Genomic DNA, 19,700 nt, shown 5'->3' on the forward strand with positions numbered 1-19,700 from the left:
CACCGCCAACGATGATATCCGTCCACCCAGCAGGAAAGCGCGCGGGGGACATCATGGCGACGCAGGCATCGGCGGCGGAAGTCGCCTTTAACCGGGAACATCGTTTCTTCTTCACCAGTGCCTGCATCATGGCGCTGGTGCTGGTGGCAGGATTTTCGACCAACATCCTCTTCCATCGCTCCAGTTTCAATTCGCCGATCCTCTTTCATGTCCATGCCGTGACCTTCTTCGGCTGGGTGGTGCTGTACCTGTTGCAGACTGGCCTCGCCGCGACGGGATCGAGAGCGCTGCACAAGCGGCTGGGCTGGTTGGCGCTGGCGTGGGTGCCGGCGATGGTGGGGCTGGGCACGGCGATCACCCTCTTTTCCATCCGGGCCAGTGGCGGCCCCTTCTTCTTCGCCCGCGACGAATTCCTGATCGGCAATCCGGTTGGGATACTGACCTTCGCCGGCATCGTTTTCTGGGCGATCAGCCTGCGCCGGAGCACGGACTGGCACAATCGGCTGATGTTCTGCGCCATGGCGTCGATCACCGGGCCGGGGTTCGGCCGGCTGCTACCGATGCCGCTGCTGATGCCGGTCGCCTGGTGGACTGCGGCGGTGATCTTTCCGTCCCTGTTCATCCTTGCCGGGATGCGCCGTGACAAGCGCCGGATTGGCCGCGTCCATCCCGCCTATAAATGGGGCCTGGGCCTGCTGGTCGGCGGCCAGCTGGCCGCGGAAGGCATTGCCTTCAGTCCGGTGGGCAGGGCCATCGGTGACGCCGTGACTGGCGGGACGCCGGGTGCGGCGCGGCCGCTCCATGGCTATTGGCCCCAACAGCCTTGATCCTGCGTCCTTGATCGTGTCTCCTTGATCGTGTCTCCTTGATCCTGGGAGCGCTCCGGCCTATCTGCGCGATCACAAGAAGCGAGACGGAGACGACAGGGTGGACGCACGCGGCGGCATAGGCGGATCGTTGCAGGGGTTGGACCTGCGCGCGGAGATCGACCGGCTGCGCAAGGAGCGCAACGCCGTGATCCTGGGCCATTATTATCAGACGCCCGAGATTCAGGATCTGTCCGATTTCGTGGGCGACTCCCTGGAGCTGTCGCGCAAGGCGGCGGAAACGGACGCGGACGTCATCGCCTTTTGCGGCGTGCGCTTCATGGCGGAGACGGCAAAGATATTGTCGCCCGAAAAGATCGTGGTGCTGCCGGACATGGACGCGGGCTGCAGCCTTGAGGACAGCTGCCCGCCCGCGCAGTTCAAGGCGTTCCGCGAGGCGCATCCCGATCATATCGCCTTGAGCTACATCAACTGCTCGGCCGAAGTGAAGGCGCTCAGTGACATCATCGTCACGTCCTCTTCGGCGGAAAAGATCCTCGCGCAAATCCCAAAGGACCAGAAGATCATCTTCGGCCCCGACAAGCATCTGGGCGGATATTTGAAGCGCAAGTTCGATCGCGACATGCTGTTGTGGCCGGGCGTGTGCATCGTCCATGAGGCGTTCAGTGAGACCGAGCTGCTGAAGCTGAAGGCGCAGCATCCCGGCGCGCCCGTGGCAGCGCATCCCGAATGTCCGCCCTATATCGTCGATCATGCCGATTATGTCGGGTCGACCAGCGGCATCCTGGACTTCGCCAAGACGATGCCGGGCGACACGCTGATCGTCGCGACCGAACCGCACATCATCCACCAGATGCGTAAAAGCGTGCCGCACAAGCAGTTCATCGGCGCGCCCGGCGCGGACGGCAACTGCAACTGCAATATCTGCCCCTATATGGCGCTCAACACGATGGAGAAGCTGTATCTCGCCTTGCGCGACCTGCAGCCGCGGATCGAAATGGAAGAAGGGCTGCGGTTGCAGGCGAAGAAGAGCCTCGACCGGATGCTGGAAATGGCGAGCGGAACTGTGGGACAGGGCGACGTTGGCGCGCGGACCTGATCCGGTGACGTTCACGCTTTCCGGGTTCGACATCGACGCCTTCGTCGCCGCTACGCTCGCCGAAGATCTTGGCCCGGATGGCCGGGACGTGACCAGCGAGGCGGTGATTCCCGCCGACGCGATGTTCGAAGGGGTGATGGACAGCCGCGACGCAGTGACGCTGGCGGGCTTGCCGATCGCCATCGCCTTTTTTCGCGCACTCGATCCGCAGGTGGAGATCGAGCAGTTGCATCGGGACGGCGAGAGGGTGGAGGCGGGGACCGACCTGATGCGCATCCGTGGCCGGGCGCGGGCAATGCTGACGGCGGAGCGGTCGGCGCTCAACACGGTGCAGCATCTGACGGGCATCGCCACCATGACCCGCGCCTATGTAGACGCGATTCTGGGAACGGGCGCGACCCTGCTGGACACGCGCAAGACCATCCCCGGACTCCGCATACTGGAGAAATATGCGACGCGTATGGGCGGGGCGACCAACCATCGCATGGGCCTGTGGGACGCGGCGATGATCAAGGACAATCATGTCGCGGTCGCGGGCTCCGTCGAGGAAGCGGTGCGCCGCGCCGTTGCCGCCGGGGTGGAGCGGATCATCGTCGAGGTCGACCGGATCGACCAGATCGAACCCGCGCTCGCCGCCGGAGCCACCCACCTGCTGCTCGACAATATGGACGCACCGGCTTTGCGCGGCGCGGTGACGCTGGTCGGCGGACGCGTGCCGACCGAGGCTTCGGGCGGCGTGACGCTGGAGACGATCCGCGCGAAGGCGGAAACGGGCGTGACCTATATCAGCGTCGGACGCCTCACCCAATCGGCGCCCGCCGCTGACATCGGACTGGATTTCGCCTATGCTTAAGATCTTGCTGCCCGTGCTGGCGCAGGCGGCGCCGAACGCCGCCCTGGCGCAGGCGGGCCAGTGCCGTCTGCCGGGCGTCATCCCCCGGCCCGTGGTGGAAGGACCGACCGAGCAGGAGCCCAAGCGCGTCCTGCCCATCGGCAGCTATACGCTCGCGGTCAGCTGGTCGCCCGACTATTGCGCGCGGTCGAAGGGCGGGGCGAAGGATGATTTCCAGTGCCGGTCGGGCAATGTTTTCGGCTTCACGCTGCACGGCCTCTGGCCCGACGGCTATGGCAAGGACTGGCCGCAATATTGCAAGCCCGCTCCGGTGCTGCCGCGCAAGGTGGTGCGCGATCATCTGTGCGCCGTGCCGTCCGTCCAGCTCATCCAGCATGAATGGGTGAAGCACGGCACCTGCCTGCCGACGACGCCGACCAAATTCCTCGCCTTGTCGCGCAAGCTGTATCAGGCGCTACGTTACCCCGACATGCAGGAACTGGCGGCGCGGCCGACGCTGTCCGCGCGCGAGTTCGCCACGGCCTTCGCGGCTGCGAACAAGGGCATGAGCGCCGACATGATGCGCCTCAACGTCTCGCGCGAAGGGACGCTGAGCGAAGTGTGGGTCTGCATGGACCGCAAGCTGCGCTACAGTCGCTGCCCGGCGCATCAGGGCGGGGTCAACGACGCCACCCGCATACGGATCGTGCCGAAGGGCTAGGCGTCGATCGTCACCGTCGAAGGATGGTGGCGGTCGAGATGCTTGCGGATGATGCGCAGATTCTTGCTGTTCGACTTGAAGAAGAAGTCGAAGGCGTCACCCGCGAACGGGATGGCGCCGATCAGCGTGTCGAAGCCGACATTGGCGGCCATGCGGGTGATCTGCCATTTCGACATGCCGAGGTTGCGGGCTTCCCATACGATCCACGCGCCCATGGCCGCTGTCGCGATATCGCCGACAACGGGGACGAGGCCAACGAGGCTGTCGAGCCCGACGCGCCGCGTGGTGCCGGGAATGACGAACAGCCCCTCCAGCATCTGCTCCATCGCCTCGATCCGGCGGCGCACCGAAGCGGGATCGCGGCCGAAGCCCGGCATGTCGCGCACGATGCGGTCGAACTGATCCTGCGAAATCGCCATCCATCTGTCTCCTTGAGACAGTTAGTTGGTGCTGCGGAAGAGATGGTTCAATGGGTGCCGCGCACGCGGGGAAGGCTGAAAGCCGCTGAGGCGCTTGGACACAAGCGACCAGCGCACCGGCGCGCCCAGCGGGATATAGCCATTATGCGCCACCATCAGCGCCTCCGCCTCGGCGATGCGCGCCATGCGCTCGCCCGCGTTGCTGGCGAGGCTGGCCGCCTGAAGCTGAGCGTCGGCAAGATCGCTGCAATGCACCTTTCGCGCGCAGCCGACCCGCCCGAGATACCAGACGACGCTGTCATAGGCGGCGACTTCGTCCACCAGCCTCAGGTCCGCCGCTGCCCGCATGCTTACTCGCTCGATGGTAAGGCCAATCATGCCCAGGTCGCGCGCCAGCAGGCCGAAGAGCAGGGTCGATCCGGGGCCTTGCGGGAGCGCGATGCGGAGCGGCGGCGGATCGCCATTGTCCGCGCGCCAGCGGGTGATACTGGCGCGCGCCTGCGCCTGCCGGTCCTCCAGCGGGAGGGCGGACCAGGCCGGATCGGTCGGCGGGCGCGGAAGGTCCATCTGGTCGGGCAGGATGCGCTCGCTGGTGGCCCAGCCGCCCAGAGGGAATACGGCGGGCAACTGGCTGCGGTCGATCGCCATGTTGATCGCCGCGCGCACATTGTCGTCGTCCAGCAGCTTGCCCGAGCCGGTGATCGCGAGCCCCAGAAGACCGCGTACCGGATCGACCCGCACATCGTCGCGGTCGATGCCAGCCGGGACCAGGAAAGGAAGGTCGGAATAGCGGCCGCCCAGCACCAGCGCGGCGTCGCCTTCGCGGAAGCGGATGATGGCGAGCGCCGGCCTTTCCGCGCGCAGCAGACGGGTCTGCCATTCGGGCACCGGCTGGTCGTTGCCGCCATCGTCGCCGCTGCTGCGGTCGACCGGCGTCAGGACCAGGCGGTTGCCCTGCGTGACGGGACGATAGGGGCCAGTGCCGCCTTCGCGCGACAGCAGCGCCATTTGCGGCTGGGCCAGCATCTGCAGCACATAGGGGCGGGAAGCCGCGAGCCGGACCTCCACCACTTCGCCCGTCATCGGGACCACGGCCTCGACCGCGTCGAACGGCCCGTTGGGATCGAGCCGCCGCAGCATTACGATCCGCGCCATCAGCATCCGCGCGACATCCGGCGCCGTGACGCGGGTTCCGTCCGCCCAGAAGGCGCGGCGCAGGCGAAAGATGTAGCTGCGCCCGTCATCCTCCACGATCCAGCGCTGGGCGAGTGCGGGCAGGATGTCGCCGCTGGCGTCGAACGCGACGAGGCCCTGCGCCGTCGCTTCCAGCATCAGCTTGGCGGCGGGATCGGGCAGATTCTGGAGGGGGCGCGCGAGGTCGTCACGATCGCCGATCACGCTGACGGCGACCGGCCCGCGCCCCTCGTCCGAGCAGCCGCCCACCAGAAGCGCGATCAGCGCCCCGATCCTTGTCAGGCGGCGTGGGACGCGGAGAAGAGAGGAAATGGTCATTCCAGCGTCAGGATTAGCCCGCGATCGCGCGCGCGCCAACCGTCGATCGCATCCAGCGCGTTGTAACAAAATAGACATATAAAAGACGCTTAGGCGTAACTAAAGATTCATATTGGCGGCGCGGAGCAGCAAAGGGAAAGCAGATGACGCTCCGTTCACGACTGGCCAAAGGCACCGCGTTGGCGCTCGCCATCCTTCCGGCTTCGGCCATGGCGCAGACGATCGACGCGACGGAAGCCGCGGCGATGCGCGCGCAGATCGCGGCCCTGAAGGCACAGGTGGACCGGCTGGAGGCGCGGCTGAACGGCGCCGGCACGACAACGCCGACCGCAGCGCCGATGCCGCCGGCTGCAACGACGCCGATGGCGGTCGCCGCGGCAAGCTCCCCGAAGGCCGAGCAGTCCACATCGATCGGCTGGAAGGGCGGGCCGGTCTTCACGCGCGGCGACGCCAGTTTCCATGTGAAGGGCCGCATCCAATATGATGCGGGCCTGCTGATGACGCCGGCCGGGGTCAATGACCGGGCGAAGGGCTATTCCAACGAACTGCGCCGGCTGCGGCTGGGCGGAGAAGGCAAACTTGGAGCGGGCTTTGGCTATAAGCTGGAACTGGAGCTGTCGGACAACAGCGTGGAACTGGTCGATACCTTCATAACTTACGAGAAGGGGCCATGGCTGGTGACGCTGGGCAATCACAACAGCTTCCAGTCGCTCGACGAACTGATAAGCGACACCGGCGGCGCGGTGATGGAGCGGGCGGCATTTACCGACGCATTCGGTTTCGAGCGGCGGCTGGGCCTGTCGGCGCAATATCGATCCGGCATCCTGCTGGCGCAGGCGGGCGTCTTTTCGGACAGCGCCGATTCGCTGACCAACGCCAGCGACGGCGCGAATGGCGGGGACGAGAATAACAGCTTCAGCGTCGACGGCCGGGTCGTGCTCGCGCCCAAGCTGGGAGAGACGCAGCTGCATTTTGCCGCGTCGGGTCATTGGCGCGACCTGCAGCGGCTGGGCGAGGCGCCGCAGCGCTATCGCCAGCGTGCCTATCTGCACAGCGCCAACAGCCGGTTCCTGTCGACGCCGCCCATCCTGGCCGAACGCGAAACGAGCTACGGTCTGGAGTTCGCCGGCGAGCGCGGGCCGCTCTGGTGGGTGGGCGAGGCGCACTGGCTGCGCGCGGTGCGGCCGGGCCTGTCCGATCCGACCTTTTTCGGCGGCTATGGCGAGGTCGGCTATGTGTTCACCGGCGAAAGCCGCGGTTACAAAAACGGCATTTTCGGCGTGGTGAAGCCGGACAGCCCTGTGGGTTCCGGCGGATGGGGCGCGTTGCAGGCGACGGTCCGCTACGATTATCTCAGCCTCAACGACAAGGGGATCGTGGGCGGAACGCAGAATGGCGTGATCGCGGCGCTGGTGTGGACGCCGATCGAATATGTACGGTTCAACCTCAACTACGCGCATCTGGCCTATACCGACGCGGCGATCACCGCAGGCGGGCGGCGCGATTATAGCGTGGATGTGCTCGGCTGGCGCGCGGAACTGGACTTCTGAGGGGTAATCGCTTTTAGTCTGGCACCATGCTGATGATCCTTGGAACCTTCCGCCTGCCCGCCGCCAAAATGGATGCGGCTCGCCCCGCGATGACACGCATGGTGGAGGCCAGCCGCGCCGAAGAAGGCTGTGTGGAATATGTATATGCTCAGGATTTGTTCGATCCCGGCCTGATCCACGTCACGGAACGATGGGTCGATCAGGACGCAATCGACCGCCATTTCGCGGCGTCGCACATGGCGGAATGGCATGGAGCATGGACCGACCTTGGTATAGGCGACCGGAACCTGCGCCTCTACGATGTCGGCGATTCACGCCCGCTTTGACCGCCAGGCGGGAGGGAAGCGGCAGCCGCCCGTCAGGCCGCGAGCCGCAGGAAGGGCACCGGTTCAGTCGAGCGCAGGACGATGGGCTTGCCCTCCGTCGCTTCGAACAGTTCGCCGTCGAGGATGACGCTGCTGCGCTCCCCCTCGATCCGGATCATGTCGCCCTGCTCCAGGTGGATACCCTGCATCCGCGCCTTGCCGACGCGGCGAAACAGGCTGGCCCAGACGAGGCGCAGCAGCGCGGGCAGGCTCTGGTCCACCGCCATCAGCTTCATGTTGCCGCGCCGGCTGCCGCCCGGCTGCACGCCCAGCAGCAGCTTTTCCAGCGTGGTCACGATCAGCACCGAAAAGCGCCCGGCCAGTTGTCCGTCGCGGATCAGCGAGATGCGCACCGGCTTGCTGGAGGGCGGCAGGAAGCGCGCCCGGATGCCGAACAACAGCGAGAAGACCACGGCAAGCGCGGTGATGAAATGGCTGAGGCCGTTGGAGAGGCCGAGCGGATAGATCTGGTTGCGGCAATAGAGCATCGTATCGGCAAGGCCAGCGCCGCCCAGGAACATGCCCAGCACCGGCCGGCTTTCCGCCTGACCGTCCGACAGGGCGATGAGTTCGCGGGCGACGACATGATCTTCGACGCCCGACTTGGCGATCTCCAATATCTTCTCCAGCGCCTTGATCGGGTCGCCATGGATGCCGAGGTCGAGTGCGATCAGGTTCGTCTTGCCATTGGGCAGCACCGCGATCGGCGGCACCCGGCCATGGAAATGCTCACCTTGGTAGAGTTCGGTCAATGACGCCTGCACCGTGCCGTCGCCGCCGTTGATGACGATGACGGCGGGATCGACGCGGGCGATCGTCTGGAACGCCCGGCCGATCTGGTCGACATGCTCCACCTCATAATGGAAGATGTCGGGATGGTTGGCGCAATAGCTGCGCACGCGCGGAAGCGTCTGCCGGTTGCCCGTGGACTTGGGATTGGACAAGAGCGCGACGCTGACCATCTGGGTTCGATCACATATATTTGAGATTGATCGTGATTTTCGTCACGCCGGGTCCGGCATAGAAGGCGGCCTTTTCGACCCCCGGCTTGCCCAGGTTGAAGATGCTGATCGACGGATTGTTGGAAAATCCACCGCCATCGCGCGAAATGTCGGTCTTGCCATTGCCGTCGCGGTCATGCCGCACGGCGATGCCATAGCGGCCTGGCTGGGGCACCGGCATGCAGAAGCGCATCGCGCCATCGGTCGGGCGTACGCTCGTTTCGATTCGGTTGAGCCATTCCCCCTTCGCCAGCCAGGCAGCGCGGGTGGCCGGATAGGATTGGATCCGCACCTTGCCGGTCGCGGCGGCAAAGCCGCGCACGTCGACCAGCACCGCCGGCCCCTTCGCCTGGGGACCGCAGCGATCCATATCGTTCGGGATTTCCTGCCCATGAGCCATCGCCGGCACGGAAGCGACCAGCGCGACCGCCGACATGAAACCCATTGCAACTTTCAACATGACCATCAGACTCCTGGAAGCTATAGCCACCGGCATGGACCGGAGGCCAAGCCCCTGTTCGCCCCGCAATTGCTCCCCTGCCATATGGGATCGGTTTGCGGCCAAATCATGGTGATGGGACGACGACTTAGAGAATGCTGACCGCCACCGACCGCTATCTTGCCCGCCTCATCGCGGTGCCGATGTTCGCCACGCTGGTCATATCGGCGATGCTGCTGGTGCTCGACAAGATGCTGAGCCTGTTCGATTTCGTGGCGGCGGAAGGCGGGCCGGTCAGCGTCGTGTGGCGGATGCTGGCCAGCATGCTGCCCGAATATCTCTCGCTCGGCATACCCATCGGCCTGATGCTGGGTATCCTGCTCGCCTTCCGCAAGCTGGCGCTGTCTTCTGAACTGGATGTGATGCGGGCGGTGGGGCTGTCCTACGGGCGGCTGCTGCGCGTCCCCTACATGTATGCCATCGCGCTGGCGCTCCTGAATTTCGGCATCGTCGGCTTCGTCCAGCCGCTGTCCCGCCATGCCTATGAGGCGTTGCGGTTCGAGCTGCGGTCGGGCGCGCTGGGCGCGTCGATCAAGGTGGGCGAGTTCACGACGCTGGGCAAGCGCATGACCCTGCGCATCGAACGCAGCCGGGACGAAGGCCGCAACCTTCAGGGGATTTTCGTGCGCGCGGTCAGCCGCAACGGCCAGTCTGTCGCGGTGACGGCGGAGCAGGGCACGTTCCTGGCGACGGACGATCCCGACACGATCATCTTCCGTTTGCGCAATGGCGTGCTGGTGAATGACGGCCCCAAATATAAGACGCCGCGCATCCTGTCCTTCTCGAGCCATGACCTGCCGATCGACCTGCCGCAGATCGAGCGGTTCCGTGGCCGTGACAACGACCGGGAAAAGACGATTCCGGAACTGGTGGTGATCGGCCACAATGCCGACACGCCCGACAAGCTGAAGGACGAGGTACGCGCCAATTTCCACTTCCGCATGGTGGAGGTGGTGTTCATGTTCCTGCTGCCGCTCGCTGCGCTCGCCTTCGCCATACCGCCCAAGCGTTCGACCTCCGCGCTTGGCGTTTTCCTGTCGATCGTGTTCATCGTCACCTATCACAAGATCAACCAATATGGCGAAAGCGTCGGAGCGTTGGGCAAGATCGATCCTATCATCGCGCTGTGGGGACCGTTCGTCGTCGCGTCGGCGCTGGTGCTGTGGATGTATCATGTGATCGCTCACCGCCCCGGCGGGCAACCGACCGCGGCGCTGGAATATGCGTTCGGCAAACTGGGCAAGCAGATCGTGCGCCTGCTGAAATTCGGGCGGAGACGCAGCCCTGCAGCCGCGGAAGGAGCGGCCTGACCTCATGAACCTGAGCTTCTTCCCCTCACGCCAGATGAGCTGGTACATGGCGCGGCTGTTCCTGACCCGCACCTTCGCCGTGCTGATGCTGCTGGTGGTGGTGCTCCAGACACTGGACCTGCTCGGCAACAGCGGCGACATCCTCGCCTATCCGGGCAATGGCGACGCGCAGCTCTGGCATTATGTCGGGCTGCGCACGCCGCAGATCATCGCGACCTTCCTGCCTTTCTCCGTGCTGCTCGGTACGCTGGTCATGTTGGCGACGCTGAACCAGAATAGCGAGATCATCGCGATGAAGGCGGCGGGGCTGTCCGCGCATCAGATATTGGCCCCGCTGATCGCGGCGGCGCTGGGCGTGTCGATCATCAGCTTCGCGTTCAACGAACGGATCGTGGCGCGGTCCACGGCGGCGCTGAGCGCGTGGGAGGCTGTGGACTACGGCCCGATCCCGCAGGACAGCGGCATCAAGTCCAACCCGTGGGTGCGGGACGGCAACAATCTGGTCAACGTCGCCATCGTTGCCGGGCGCGGCCAGAATGTCCAGCTTCGCAAGATCGAAATCTACAATCGCGTCAACAACGCGCTGACCACCATCATCCAGGCGCCACGCGGCCATTATGACGCTGCCAGCAAAAGCTGGGTGCTGGAAAGGGCGCAACAGTTCGACGTGGCGCGCGGGACTGGGCGCGACATCGGCACCGTCCGTTTCGGCCATGACATCAGGCCCGATCAGTTCACCCTGGCGAGGGTCGATCCCGATGCGCTGACCTTCAGCGAACTGCAGGCCGCGATCAGCGACCTGCGCGACGCGGGTAGGCCGACGGGCGAACTGGAAGGCAGTCTCTGGCACAAAATATCAGGCCCGCTGTCTGCGTTGCTGATGCCGATCCTGGGATCGGTGGCTGCGTTCGGCCTGGCCCGGTCCGGGCAGCTGTTCGTCCGCGCCGTGATGGGCATGGCGCTGGGCTTTGCCTATTTCGTGGCGGACAATTTCTCGCTCGCGATGGGGAGCCTCGGCGCCTATCCCCCCGTGCTGGCGGCTTGGGCGCCCTTCTTCCTGTTCCTGCTGGTGGGCGAGACGGTGCTGTTCCGCACCGAGGAGTGAGCGCAAAAAAAGAAGACCCCGGCGACCAAGGGACGTCGCGCGGGGCCTTCCACAGGGGGCGTTCCGATCCCAGAGGGGGGAGAGGGGGACCGGAACAGCCACGATATGGGTCGGGTTATTCCGGTTTCAAGGCGAAACTGAAATTTTTTTGACGCGGCGTCTTATGTGCGCTCAGCGCGCCCGCATGGTGCTCCGCGCGATCTTGCCGACCAGCGGCGTCATCCCGGCATAATTGCCCTTTCGATAGGGAGAATCCGGGTCAAGCGTCGCCATCAACCGCGCGTGCGCCTTGCCCAAGGCATGATAGGGCACGCTGGGTAGCAGATGATGCAGCGCGTGATAGCGCAGGCCCACCGGCGCCCAGAGCGCGGGCAGGGTGGAGGGCGGAGGCACGTTGACCGAATCCAGATATTGCGCCGTGACGGTCATCGGCTCGCCCTCATTCTCCCACAGATGCGCGACCAGCGTGCGCAGCTGATTGACGACCGTCATCGCCGAATGGACGCCCATATAGACGAGCAGCGGTTTCCATCCGAAGGCGAAGACGCTGCCGATCAGCGCCAGTGCGACGAGGCATGCGCCGGCTTCCTGCCACGCCCACATGCGCGCGAAGTCGCCTTCGGGCGCGCGACGGCGATAGGAGGGGTTGATCGACAGGGCGGAAAATTCCGACACCACCTTAGCGCGCAGCGGCGGGATCAAAAGCGACAGCGGCGTCAGCACGCCGAAGCGCAGGATGAGACCCACAGGCGCGAGCGACGCAACGAGGATGAAGAGCGGCAACGACCATGGTTTCATGAGAGCAAGCGGGAGATATTCGGGATCCTCCGCCGTGCCGTAGCGCGTGCGGGCATGATGCTGGGTATGGACGCCTTCATACATGAAGGAGGGGATCATCAGCGGAATGCCGACGATCAGGTTCCAGCCCGCGCGAAAGCCGGGCAGAGCGCCCTTGCGATAATGGGTCAGCTCATGAATGAAGCTCGCCACGCGATAGAGGGCGAGCACCGCCACGCCGCCGCACACGAGGGCGACGGCCCTATTGTCGACAAGGATCGCCCCTGCCAGCGCGCTCCAGCCGATCAGGGCGGAAGCCAGCATGTCGCTCCAGAAGATGCGGGGATCAGCGACACTGAATTCGCGCGCCAGGTCCGCCGCCGCCCGCAGCATCGCGACATCGTCGGGGATCGCTGCCCGCGCCCGCTGCGCGGCGGCAAGGATGGGGTCGTGCTTCGTCATGCGGGCCGTCCTAGTCTCCAAATGCGCTGACATCATGGCAGCACCATGACATATTCGCCATCCCGGCGCGCCCACGCGCCCGCATGATTGACATTGCGCGGACAAGGGTGGAACTGCACCGCCAGCATCGAAATTGCGAAAGCGGCGTCCGTGGCCAATTCTGATCTGGTGATTACCCCCGTTTCCGGCAAGGCCGACATGAAGGCCTTCATCGACCTGCCGTGGCGGCTTTATGCCGGCGACTCCAATTGGGTTCCACCGCTGAAGGCCGAGGTCAAGGAACTGCTGACGCCGGGCAAGAACCCCTTTTTCGGTCATGCGAAGGCGCAATATTTTCTGGCGCGGCGCGGCGGCAAGGTGGTGGGGCGGGTTTCCGCCCATATCGATCGGCTGGCGCTGGACCAGCCGCCGGAACAGGGCATGGGGCCAGGCACCGGCAATTTCGGCCTGTTCGAGGCGGAGGATGATGCAACCGCCAGGGCGCTGATAGCCGCGGCGGAGGACTGGCTGCGCGCCAAGGGCATGAACCGCGTGCTGGGGCCGATCTCGCTCTCCATCTGGGAAGAGCCGGGCTTGCTGATCGAGGGGCACGATCATCCGCCGACGGTCATGATGGGGCATAACAGCCCCGCCTATCAGGCGATGATCGAGGGGGCGGGCTATGCGCCCGTCAAGCAGCTCAAGACCTACGAGCTGGATATCACCAAAGAATTTCCGCCGTTGATCCAGCGAATCGTCCAGTCGGGCGAGAAGAACCCGCGCATCCGTGTGCGGCAGGTGGACAAGTCGCAGTTCGACAAGGAGGCCGCGATCATCCTCGGCATCCTGAACGACGCGTGGGGCAACAATTGGGGCTTCGTTCCGATCACGGACGAAGAGGTTGCGCATACGGGCAAGAAGCTGAAGCCGATCGTGTTCGAGGATCTCATTATGATCGCGGAACTGGATGGCGAGCCGGTCGCCTTCATGATGACGCTGCCCGATCTCAACGAAGCGGTGAAGCCCTTGAACGGCGCGCTCTTTCCCTTCGGCTGGATCAAGCTGCTCTCCTGGCTGCGCAAGCCCAAATGCCGCACGATGCGCGTGCCGTTGATGGGCGTGGTCCAGCGGTTGCAGGCGTCGCGCATGGCGAGCCAACTGGCGTTCATGATGATCGAATATATCCGCCGCAATGCCGTCAGTCGTTACGGATCGACGCGCGGCGAGATCGGCTGGGTGCTGGACGATAATCAGGGGATGAACGCCATCGCCGACGCGATCGAAAGCCGGGTGAACAAGGTCTATCAGATTTACGAAAAGACGCTTTAGATCATGACCGAAGTTTAATCATTGCGCAGCCGTTTCTTGTGAAACCCGATCGGGCAGCCTTCGTTTCTAACCCAAGATAACAACGCAAGGAGTGTTCATCATGGGTGAGACTGTCGACAAGCTGAAGGCTGCTGGCAACAAGGCGGCGGGTGCTGTCAAGGAGTCGGTCGGCAAGGCCACCGACAACGAACGTCTGGAAGCCGAGGGCAAGGCGCAGAAGGCCAAGGGCACGGCACAGGACGTCGCAGGATCGGTCAAGGGTGCGCTCGGCGACAAGATCTGAACGCCTCAACTGAGGTTAGGAAAAGGCCTCGCTCCGCACGGAGCGGGCCTTTTTCGCGTCAGGTCTGCCTGGCCAGATAGTCTTTTACATCGCGGCGCAATTCGCCGGCGCACAGATAGAGCGCGATGACGTTGGGGATCGCCATCAGGAAGAAGCTGGAGTCGACGATGCCGACCACCCGGCCAAGGTCGATTGCTGCGGCGGGCGGCAGGGCGACGACATAGAGGATTTTGTAGGTCCATTGCGCCTTCGGACCATGACCGAAGAGATAGCCCCACGCCTGCAAGCCATAGAAGCCCCACGCGACAAGCGTCGAATAGGCGAAGAGGAACACGACCACCGCGAGCAGCCATGGGAACCATGGCGAAACCTTCGCGAAGGCCGCCGAGGTGATGGCGATCCCCTCCAGCCCGGTATTCCACGTCCCCGCGACCACAAGTGCCAGCCCGCCGACCGCGCAGACGATCATCGTGCCGAGCAGGGGTTCGAGCAGGGCAACCAATCCTTCCGACACGGGATGCTGCGCGCGCGCCAGGCTGTGCGCCATGACCGCCGATCCTACGCCCGCCTCGCTGGCGAAGACCGCGCGCCGCATGCCCGCTACGAATGCGCCGACAGCGCCGCCCGTCGCCGCCGCGCCCGACCAGGCGCCGTTCCAGATCAAGGACAGCGCGGCCGGTATCTCGCTCACATGAAGCAAAAGGATTGCCGCAACGCCGAGCAGATAGACTGCGACCTTGAGCGGGGTCAGCCGTTTCGCCACCTCGCCCAGCCACGCCGCGCCGCCCAGTGTGACCAGCGCGACAGCGGACGCCAGGAACACGCCATAGGCCCAGCCATTCGACAGCCCGGTGACGACCTTCACCTGCGCGAAGCTCTGGTTGACCTGCACCATGGGGATCGCACCGAACAGGGCGAAGAAGGCATACGCCCCGCCCAGCGCCAGCCCGAGCTTCGGCCAGCCGCGCGCCGCCCCAACGGCCTTGAGCACATACATCGGCCCGCCATGGGCATGGCCGCGAGCGTCGAACACGCGATATTTGAGGCCCAACGTGACCTCCGCCATCTTCACCGTCATGGCGAACCAGCCGATGATGAACATCCAGAGGATCGCGCCCGGCCCACCCATCGTCAGTGCGACTGCGACGCCCGCGATGTTGCCGAGGCCGATGGTGCCGGACAGCGCCGTCGAGAGCGCCGCCCATTGGCTGACGTCGCCCTTCGCCTCGCCCTCGCGCGGTTGCGACCGCAGGATGCGGAGCGCCCGCCCCACCTGAGTCACATTGGGAAAGCCCAGCCAAATCGTGAAGAACAGCATGGGCAGCGCCAGATACAGCACGATCAGTTCGATCTGCGTCCCTAGCATCGGTATCTTGAAGAAAACGGCGTCCGACAGGCCGTCGACGAAAGCATTGAACTGATCCATCGGGTCGACATGCCGCTGGCTGCATGGAAAGTCGATTAAAGATTGCTCATGTCTGTTGTGCCGGGTTGCGAGGGGATGGCCGATCGGTGCATGGAAGCCCCATGAGCAGGCAATATTTCGGCACCGACGGCATTCGCGGCCGTACCAATGCATGGCCCATGACGGCCGATCTGGCGATGAAGGTCGGCATGGCCGCGGGCACCTATTTCCAGCGCGGCAGCCACCGCCATCGGGTGGTGATCGGCAAGGATACGCGCCTTTCGGGCTATATGGTCGAGAACGCGCTCGTCGCCGGCTTTACCGCCGTGGGCATGGATGTGGTGCAGTTCGGCCCGATACCCACGCCAGCCGTTGCGTTGCTGGCGCATTCGATGCGCGCGGACCTGGGCGTCATGATTTCCGCCAGCCACAATCCCTATTTCGATAATGGGATCAAGCTGTTCGGCCCGGACGGGTACAAGCTGTCCGATGAGGACGAATTGAAGATCGAGGCCTTGCTGGAGCAGGATATTCCGCTCGCGGCGTCGAAGGATATCGGCCGCGCCCGGCGGGTCGAGGATGCGCGCGGGCGTTACATCCACGCCGTCAAGTCGAGCTTCCCCGCCGACCTGCGGCTTGATGGCCTGCGCATCGTGGTCGATTGCGCGAACGGCGCCGCCTACCAGGTCGCGCCTTCGGCCCTGTGGGAATTGGGCGCGGACGTGGTCGCGGTCGGCGTGACGCCCAACGGCACCAACATCAATGACGGATGCGGATCGACCGCGCCCCTGTTGTTGCAGGAAACCGTAGTCTCTTCGGGCGCGGATATCGGCATCGCGCTGGATGGCGACGCCGACCGGCTGATCGTGGTGGACGAGCAGGGCAAGATCGTCGACGGCGATCAGATCATGGCCCTGATCGCCGCCAATTTCGCGCGCGACGGCCTGCTGCGCGGCGGTGGGCTGGTGGCCACTGTGATGTCGAACCTGGGCCTCGAACGCTTCCTGTCGGGGCAGGGCATCGGCCTTGAACGGACCAAGGTGGGCGACCGTTATGTGCTGGAACGGATGCGCGAGGGCGGCTTCAATGTCGGCGGCGAACAGTCGGGGCACATGATCCTGTCCGACTATGCCACCACCGGTGACGGCACCGTTGCGGCGCTGCAGGTGCTGGCCGCGCTGGTGCGATCGGGCAAGCCCGCCAGCGAGACGTTGCATCAGTTCGATCCGGTGCCGCAATTGCTCAAGAATGTGCGCTTCGCGGGCGGCAAGCCGCTGGAGCATGAGGATGTGAAGCGCGTGATCGCGCAGGCGGAGGCCGAGCTGGACGGCTCGGGCCGCCTCGTCATCCGTCCGTCCGGCACCGAGCCGGTGATCCGCGTCATGGCCGAAGGCGACCGGGAGGATCAGGTGAAGGACGTGGTCGAACGTATCTGCGCCGCCGTGGAAAGGGCGGCGGCGTAATGCTTGAGATGCGGCCCGACTGCGAACGCTGTGGCGCGGACCTGCCGGCCAATGCGCCCGGCGCGTTCATCTGTTCCTTCGAATGCACATTCTGTGTGTCTTGCGCGGAGGCGCTGGACGATCGCTGCCCCAATTGCGGCGGTGAGCTGATGGACCGGCCGACCCGCGCCGGCAAGGCGCTGGCGGCCAATCCGGCCTCCGCGGAGCGGCGCTTTCGCGCATGAGCGTCCCGCGCATCCTCATCATCGCCGGGTCAGACAGCGGGGGCGGCGCGGGCATCCAGGCCGATATCAAGACGGTGACGATGCTGGGCGGCCACGCCATGACCGCGATCACCGCTATCACGGCGCAGAACACATTGGGGGTGCAGGCCGTGCATCCGGTGCCGACCGATATGGTGCTGGCTCAAATGGATAGCTGCATCAACGACATCGGCGTGGACGCCGTGAAGATCGGCATGATCGGTAGCGCGGAAACGGCCAATGCGGTGGCGGACCGGCTTGCCGCGTTGGAGGGCGTGCCGATCGTCTTCGATCCCGTCATGGTCGCGACCAGCGGGGCGGCGCTGGCGGATGCGGCGACGATCGCGGCGTTCGAGAGGTTGATGGCGATCGCGATGATCGTGACGCCGAACCTGCCGGAACTCGAGGCGTTAGGCGGTGAGGTGATCGCCATCCATTTCGACACTCATGTCCTTGCCAAGGGCGGCCATGGCGAAGGCCCGATGCTGACCGACCGGCTGATCGGGCCTCAAGGCGTGCTCAAGGCGTGGAGCAACGCGCGGATCGACACGCCGCATACGCATGGGACCGGCTGCACGCTGGCGAGTGCGATTGCATGCGGGCTGGGGCAGGGACTCGATCGGGTGGACGCGGTCGAGCGGGCACGCAAATATGTCCGCGAAGCGCTAATGATCGCTCCGGGCTTCGGGACGGGGCATGGGCCTATGGGCGTTCCGCTGGGATTTCACGTCCATGCCTGACTTCGTGCATGAACTGCGCCATCATCCGGGTCTGGTCGCCGGGGTGGACGAGGCGGGCAGGGGGCCTTTGGCGGGGCCGGTGGTCGCCGCCGCCGTCATCCTGCGGCAGGAGGATTGCCCGGACGGCCTCAACGACAGCAAGCAATTGAGCGCCGCCAAACGCGCGGCGCTGGAAGGCGAGATCAAGGCGCGGGCGCTCTGCTGGGCCATCGGCATCGCGAGCGTCGAGGAGATCGACGAGATCAACATCCTTTGGGCGACCATGCTGGCGATGACGCGTGCGGTCGACGCGCTGACCCATGATTGCGCGCATATTCTGGTCGACGGCAATCGCTGCCCCAAATGGCGCTGGGCGTCGACGGCGGTGGTGGAGGGCGATGCGAAATGCCTGTCGATCGCCGCTGCCTCCATTCTTGCCAAGGAAGCGCGGGACCGGATGATGATCGCGGCTGCGGCGGATCATCCGCATTATGGCTGGGAAACGAACAAGGGCTATGGCAGTGCGCGGCATCTGGCAGCGCTGCGGGAGCATGGGCCGACGCCACTGCACCGGCGCAGCTTCGCACCCGTGGCGCAGCTCAGCTTGCTGTAGCCGAAGCCAGTAGCTGATCCATCGCTGCCGCCACCATCGTCTGCGCCTCCTGCGGGGAGAAGGTACTGCGGTCGAGGCAAAGCTCCAGCCACAAGCCGTCGACCAGGGCCATGAGGCTGATCGCGGCGATCCGCGTGCGCGCCGGCGACATGGCCGGAGCCGCGGCCTGCAGCAGCACTTCCACCTGTCCCCGCGCCGCGCCGTACACTCCGGCATGGACGGCCGCGATCTCCGGGTCGGACTTGACCAGGCTCCAGAAAGCGATCCAGGTCGCGAGCAGATCGGGATCGAGTACGGGTGGGGTGAAGTTGGCTTGCAGGCAAGCGCGAAGGCGGTCGCGCGGGTTGTCACCCGCCGCCTCGACAGCGGCGTCCAGCGCTGCGTTCACCCGCGCGCCGACATCGGCGTAGGTGGCCAGGATAAGCGCGTCCACGCCGTCGAAATAATGGGTGAGCAGGCCCGATGACACGCCGGCATAGGCGCATATGGCCCGAACGGATGTGCCGACCACGCCCTTTTCCGCGAGGCAACGTGCCGTGGCATCAATCAGCGCCTGTCGTCGGACGTCTGCCGTTTCCCTTACGAAACGCGCCCTTTCCCGCACGATGGTCGATTGCTCATTCGCCTGCATCGTCATCCGTCTCCCGTCGCCGCTTTGACGGCTGGTGGCCAAGAAGACAAGAGAAGATGCAATAATGGTAGCGATATATTCTCAAAAATGGGAAGGAAGTGAAATTATATTATCAGCGGGGGAGAGAATATTGCCAATTATGTCCAGCTAGCCGCACCAATCAGGTCGCGCCCAATGTCTCCAAGGCGGCGAAGCGCTGCGACCATAGCGCCCCATGTACTGCCATCCACTGGACGACCGGGCCGAGTCCCTTGACCCGAGCGGCATACCAGGTTTCACGACCGCGACGATGAGCGGTCACCAGCCCGGCGCGCTTCAGCTTGGCTAGGTGGCGCGACACCATGGGTTGGGATACACCCGCATTTGCGGTCAGCGCATGCACATTCTGCTCTCCCTCCCGCACCAATGTTTCGAGAAGAGCGCGTCTGGTGCCGTCCGACAAGGCCTTGAACAGCGCGTCGGCAGCGGCATGGCGATCCGTAGTGAAGGAGGCATTTTTCATCCACAATCCATAACCAAATAGGTATGATTAGGTCAAGATTGGACGCTGGCCGAGC

22 protein-coding genes are annotated in these 19,700 nt (G+C 64.8%); 14 read left to right on the forward strand and 8 right to left on the reverse strand.

Annotated elements, in window-relative coordinates:
- Positions 1-53: 53 nt before the first annotated feature.
- The 4 genes from ACFQ24_RS14070 to ACFQ24_RS14085 all read left to right on the forward strand — a co-directional run bounded on the left by ACFQ24_RS14070 (position 54) and on the right by ACFQ24_RS14085 (position 3,479).
- Entirely contained in the window at positions 54-827 is a 774-nt protein-coding gene (locus tag ACFQ24_RS14070) for a hypothetical protein (RefSeq protein WP_380912241.1), read from the forward strand.
- Between the two features lie 100 nt (positions 828-927).
- Positions 928-1,926, forward strand: a complete 999-nt coding sequence (gene nadA / locus ACFQ24_RS14075) for a quinolinate synthase NadA (protein WP_380912243.1) — start codon at positions 928-930, stop codon at positions 1,924-1,926.
- Positions 1,927-1,930: 4 nt separating this feature from the next.
- Positions 1,931-2,779, forward strand: a complete 849-nt coding sequence (gene nadC, locus ACFQ24_RS14080; RefSeq protein WP_380912245.1) for a carboxylating nicotinate-nucleotide diphosphorylase — start codon at positions 1,931-1,933, stop codon at positions 2,777-2,779.
- A complete protein-coding gene (locus ACFQ24_RS14085) occupies positions 2,772-3,479 on the forward strand; it encodes a ribonuclease T2 family protein (RefSeq protein ID WP_380912247.1) in 708 nt (235 codons plus the stop codon). The genes nadC and ACFQ24_RS14085 overlap by 8 nt, the downstream gene beginning before the upstream one ends.
- Here ACFQ24_RS14085 and ACFQ24_RS14090 read toward each other — a convergent pair.
- Together ACFQ24_RS14090 and ACFQ24_RS14095 are read right to left on the reverse strand one after the other, a co-directional pair.
- Positions 3,476-3,898 carry a DUF4112 domain-containing protein gene (locus tag ACFQ24_RS14090; protein WP_380912249.1) on the reverse strand — a complete coding sequence of 141 codons (423 nt, stop codon included), beginning with the start codon at positions 3,896-3,898 and terminating at the stop codon, positions 3,476-3,478. The genes ACFQ24_RS14085 and ACFQ24_RS14090 overlap by 4 nt on opposite strands.
- Positions 3,899-3,919: 21 nt before the next feature.
- Positions 3,920-5,410: an ABC transporter substrate-binding protein gene (locus tag ACFQ24_RS14095; protein ID WP_380912251.1), complete on the reverse strand. Its 1,491-nt coding sequence runs from the start codon at positions 5,408-5,410 to the stop codon at positions 3,920-3,922.
- A gap of 143 nt (positions 5,411-5,553) precedes the next feature.
- Between ACFQ24_RS14095 and ACFQ24_RS14100 the strand changes: the two genes are divergently transcribed.
- Both ACFQ24_RS14100 and ACFQ24_RS14105 read left to right on the forward strand, forming a co-directional pair.
- Entirely contained in the window at positions 5,554-6,960 is a 1,407-nt protein-coding gene (locus tag ACFQ24_RS14100) for an OprO/OprP family phosphate-selective porin (protein WP_380912253.1), read from the forward strand.
- A 32-nt stretch (positions 6,961-6,992) separates the two neighbouring features.
- Complete coding sequence (locus ACFQ24_RS14105) at positions 6,993-7,286, forward strand: putative quinol monooxygenase (protein ID WP_380912255.1); 294 nt, start codon at positions 6,993-6,995, stop codon at positions 7,284-7,286.
- Positions 7,287-7,318: 32 nt separating this feature from the next.
- On the opposite strand, the gene ACFQ24_RS14110 is transcribed toward ACFQ24_RS14105, so the two are convergent.
- Together ACFQ24_RS14110 and ACFQ24_RS14115 are read right to left on the reverse strand one after the other, a co-directional pair.
- Positions 7,319-8,287, reverse strand: coding sequence for a diacylglycerol/lipid kinase family protein (locus ACFQ24_RS14110; RefSeq protein WP_380912257.1), 969 nt, complete (start codon positions 8,285-8,287; stop codon positions 7,319-7,321).
- Positions 8,288-8,297: 10 nt separating this feature from the next.
- Positions 8,298-8,792 carry a DUF2141 domain-containing protein gene (locus ACFQ24_RS14115; RefSeq protein ID WP_380912259.1) on the reverse strand — a complete coding sequence of 165 codons (495 nt, stop codon included), beginning with the start codon at positions 8,790-8,792 and terminating at the stop codon, positions 8,298-8,300.
- Between the two features lie 128 nt (positions 8,793-8,920).
- Between ACFQ24_RS14115 and lptF the strand changes: the two genes are divergently transcribed.
- Entirely contained in the window at positions 8,921-10,135 is a 1,215-nt protein-coding gene (lptF, locus tag ACFQ24_RS14120) for an LPS export ABC transporter permease LptF (protein WP_380912261.1), read from the forward strand.
- Between the two features lie 4 nt (positions 10,136-10,139).
- The gene (gene lptG / locus ACFQ24_RS14125) at positions 10,140-11,240 is read left to right on the forward strand and encodes an LPS export ABC transporter permease LptG (protein WP_380912262.1); all 1,101 of its coding nucleotides are present in this window, start codon (positions 10,140-10,142) and stop codon (positions 11,238-11,240) included.
- A gap of 171 nt (positions 11,241-11,411) precedes the next feature.
- On the opposite strand, the gene ACFQ24_RS14130 is transcribed toward lptG, so the two are convergent.
- The gene (locus ACFQ24_RS14130) at positions 11,412-12,479 is read right to left on the reverse strand and encodes a fatty acid desaturase family protein (RefSeq protein ID WP_380912264.1); all 1,068 of its coding nucleotides are present in this window, start codon (positions 12,477-12,479) and stop codon (positions 11,412-11,414) included.
- A gap of 150 nt (positions 12,480-12,629) precedes the next feature.
- On the opposite strand from ACFQ24_RS14130, the gene ACFQ24_RS14135 reads away from it, so the two are divergent.
- Positions 12,630-13,787, forward strand: a complete 1,158-nt coding sequence (locus ACFQ24_RS14135) for an N-acetyltransferase (protein ID WP_380912266.1) — start codon at positions 12,630-12,632, stop codon at positions 13,785-13,787.
- A 100-nt stretch (positions 13,788-13,887) separates the two neighbouring features.
- Positions 13,888-14,070, forward strand: a complete 183-nt coding sequence (locus ACFQ24_RS14140; protein WP_380912268.1) for a CsbD family protein — start codon at positions 13,888-13,890, stop codon at positions 14,068-14,070.
- Between the two features lie 58 nt (positions 14,071-14,128).
- Here ACFQ24_RS14140 and ACFQ24_RS14145 read toward each other — a convergent pair whose 3' ends face one another.
- The gene (locus ACFQ24_RS14145; protein ID WP_380912270.1) at positions 14,129-15,496 is read right to left on the reverse strand and encodes an alanine/glycine:cation symporter family protein; all 1,368 of its coding nucleotides are present in this window, start codon (positions 15,494-15,496) and stop codon (positions 14,129-14,131) included.
- A gap of 101 nt (positions 15,497-15,597) precedes the next feature.
- Here ACFQ24_RS14145 and glmM point away from each other — a divergent pair, with 101 nt between their 5' ends.
- From glmM to ACFQ24_RS14165, 4 genes are read left to right on the forward strand one after another with little or no spacing between them, the layout of a single operon-like run.
- Positions 15,598-16,938 carry a phosphoglucosamine mutase gene (gene glmM, locus ACFQ24_RS14150; RefSeq protein WP_380912272.1) on the forward strand — a complete coding sequence of 447 codons (1,341 nt, stop codon included), beginning with the start codon at positions 15,598-15,600 and terminating at the stop codon, positions 16,936-16,938.
- The gene (locus ACFQ24_RS14155) at positions 16,938-17,162 is read left to right on the forward strand and encodes a DUF1272 domain-containing protein (protein ID WP_380912274.1); all 225 of its coding nucleotides are present in this window, start codon (positions 16,938-16,940) and stop codon (positions 17,160-17,162) included. Before glmM ends, ACFQ24_RS14155 begins: the two co-directional genes overlap by 1 nt.
- A complete protein-coding gene (gene thiD / locus ACFQ24_RS14160) occupies positions 17,159-17,920 on the forward strand; it encodes a bifunctional hydroxymethylpyrimidine kinase/phosphomethylpyrimidine kinase (RefSeq protein ID WP_380912276.1) in 762 nt (253 codons plus the stop codon). Before ACFQ24_RS14155 ends, thiD begins: the two co-directional genes overlap by 4 nt.
- Positions 17,913-18,512: a ribonuclease HII gene (locus ACFQ24_RS14165; RefSeq protein WP_380912278.1), complete on the forward strand. Its 600-nt coding sequence runs from the start codon at positions 17,913-17,915 to the stop codon at positions 18,510-18,512. The genes thiD and ACFQ24_RS14165 overlap by 8 nt, the downstream gene beginning before the upstream one ends.
- Here ACFQ24_RS14165 and betI read toward each other — a convergent pair.
- Together betI and ACFQ24_RS14175 are read right to left on the reverse strand one after the other, a co-directional pair.
- Positions 18,499-19,149, reverse strand: a complete 651-nt coding sequence (gene betI / locus ACFQ24_RS14170) for a transcriptional regulator BetI (RefSeq protein WP_380912280.1) — start codon at positions 19,147-19,149, stop codon at positions 18,499-18,501. The genes ACFQ24_RS14165 and betI overlap by 14 nt on opposite strands.
- 154 nt (positions 19,150-19,303) lie before the next feature.
- Positions 19,304-19,645, reverse strand: coding sequence for an ArsR/SmtB family transcription factor (locus tag ACFQ24_RS14175; RefSeq protein WP_380912282.1), 342 nt, complete (start codon positions 19,643-19,645; stop codon positions 19,304-19,306).
- Positions 19,646-19,700 lie beyond the last annotated feature (55 nt).

This window comes from Sphingobium olei, from assembly GCF_042678845.1.
In the GTDB taxonomy this organism is placed as follows: Bacteria; Pseudomonadota; Alphaproteobacteria; order Sphingomonadales; family Sphingomonadaceae; genus Sphingobium; species Sphingobium olei.

Excerpts from the sequence above, each read along its gene's own strand:
- ACFQ24_RS14070 (WP_380912241.1), top strand. The coding sequence starts at position 54 with ATGGCGACGCAGGCATCGGCGGCGGAAGTCGCCTTTAACCGGGAACAT.
- ACFQ24_RS14085 (WP_380912247.1), top strand. The coding sequence starts at position 2,772 with ATGCTTAAGATCTTGCTGCCCGTGCTGGCGCAGGCGGCGCCGAACGCC.
- ACFQ24_RS14090 (WP_380912249.1), bottom strand. The coding sequence starts at position 3,898 with ATGGCGATTTCGCAGGATCAGTTCGACCGCATCGTGCGCGACATGCCG.
- ACFQ24_RS14095 (WP_380912251.1), bottom strand. The coding sequence starts at position 5,410 with ATGACCATTTCCTCTCTTCTCCGCGTCCCACGCCGCCTGACAAGGATC.
- ACFQ24_RS14100 (WP_380912253.1), top strand. The coding sequence starts at position 5,554 with ATGACGCTCCGTTCACGACTGGCCAAAGGCACCGCGTTGGCGCTCGCC.
- ACFQ24_RS14105 (WP_380912255.1), top strand. The coding sequence starts at position 6,993 with ATGATCCTTGGAACCTTCCGCCTGCCCGCCGCCAAAATGGATGCGGCT.
- ACFQ24_RS14110 (WP_380912257.1), bottom strand. The coding sequence starts at position 8,287 with ATGGTCAGCGTCGCGCTCTTGTCCAATCCCAAGTCCACGGGCAACCGG.
- ACFQ24_RS14115 (WP_380912259.1), bottom strand. The coding sequence starts at position 8,792 with ATGGTCATGTTGAAAGTTGCAATGGGTTTCATGTCGGCGGTCGCGCTG.
- lptF (WP_380912261.1), top strand. The coding sequence starts at position 8,921 with ATGCTGACCGCCACCGACCGCTATCTTGCCCGCCTCATCGCGGTGCCG.
- lptG (WP_380912262.1), top strand. The coding sequence starts at position 10,140 with ATGAACCTGAGCTTCTTCCCCTCACGCCAGATGAGCTGGTACATGGCG.
- ACFQ24_RS14130 (WP_380912264.1), bottom strand. The coding sequence starts at position 12,479 with ATGACGAAGCACGACCCCATCCTTGCCGCCGCGCAGCGGGCGCGGGCA.
- ACFQ24_RS14140 (WP_380912268.1), top strand. The coding sequence starts at position 13,888 with ATGGGTGAGACTGTCGACAAGCTGAAGGCTGCTGGCAACAAGGCGGCG.
- ACFQ24_RS14145 (WP_380912270.1), bottom strand. The coding sequence starts at position 15,496 with ATGGATCAGTTCAATGCTTTCGTCGACGGCCTGTCGGACGCCGTTTTC.
- glmM (WP_380912272.1), top strand. The coding sequence starts at position 15,598 with ATGAGCAGGCAATATTTCGGCACCGACGGCATTCGCGGCCGTACCAAT.
- ACFQ24_RS14155 (WP_380912274.1), top strand. The coding sequence starts at position 16,938 with ATGCTTGAGATGCGGCCCGACTGCGAACGCTGTGGCGCGGACCTGCCG.
- thiD (WP_380912276.1), top strand. The coding sequence starts at position 17,159 with ATGAGCGTCCCGCGCATCCTCATCATCGCCGGGTCAGACAGCGGGGGC.
- ACFQ24_RS14165 (WP_380912278.1), top strand. The coding sequence starts at position 17,913 with ATGCCTGACTTCGTGCATGAACTGCGCCATCATCCGGGTCTGGTCGCC.
- betI (WP_380912280.1), bottom strand. The coding sequence starts at position 19,149 with ATGACGATGCAGGCGAATGAGCAATCGACCATCGTGCGGGAAAGGGCG.
- ACFQ24_RS14175 (WP_380912282.1), bottom strand. The coding sequence starts at position 19,645 with ATGAAAAATGCCTCCTTCACTACGGATCGCCATGCCGCTGCCGACGCG.